This window comes from Paraclostridium dentum, assembly GCF_012922555.1.
In the GTDB taxonomy this organism is placed as follows: Bacteria; Bacillota; Clostridia; order Peptostreptococcales; family Peptostreptococcaceae; genus Paraclostridium; species Paraclostridium dentum.
In genome coordinates this window covers 1-379 of sequence record NZ_WIPK01000154.1, presented here as the reverse complement: position 1 = coordinate 379, position 379 = coordinate 1, and the positions used below count along the sequence as shown (strand labels likewise).

Below are 379 nucleotides of genomic sequence, written 5' to 3'. Positions count from 1 at the left end.
GACAGCATTTGGCAAGTGATCATTGGTCAGCGAGTGGAGGTTGGAGACAGGCTTGATGAATGCAAACGTTTTGAGTCAAACTGGCTGAATGCTGTTAACATCTGTGAGTTGTCAGCTGAGGCCGCCTACAGTACAGGAGCACAACATGCATCCAATGCATTAAAGAGCAGCATTCAGGCAGCACAGTCTAAAGTAGAAGAAATGAGGAAACTGCAAGTGGTGGCACAGAAAAGTCTGGCTGAAATGAAAGCTGAAGAGATTCAGAGAATGGCTGAGTATGCATCAAGTATCAACTTACAAGATTTAGAGGATGTTCCTGAGGCTTACCTCCGTGAAGATTAAAAAAAAGACTGTGACTAAGGATTTTTCCTTCTTCTTC

General features: G+C 43.5%; 1 protein-coding gene. It reads left to right on the top strand.

The features are described 5' to 3' along the window. On the top strand, positions 1-342 hold a 342-nt coding region (locus GFJ41_RS21220; protein WP_170076039.1), incomplete at its 5' end, for a hypothetical protein. Positions 343-379 lie beyond the last annotated feature (37 nt).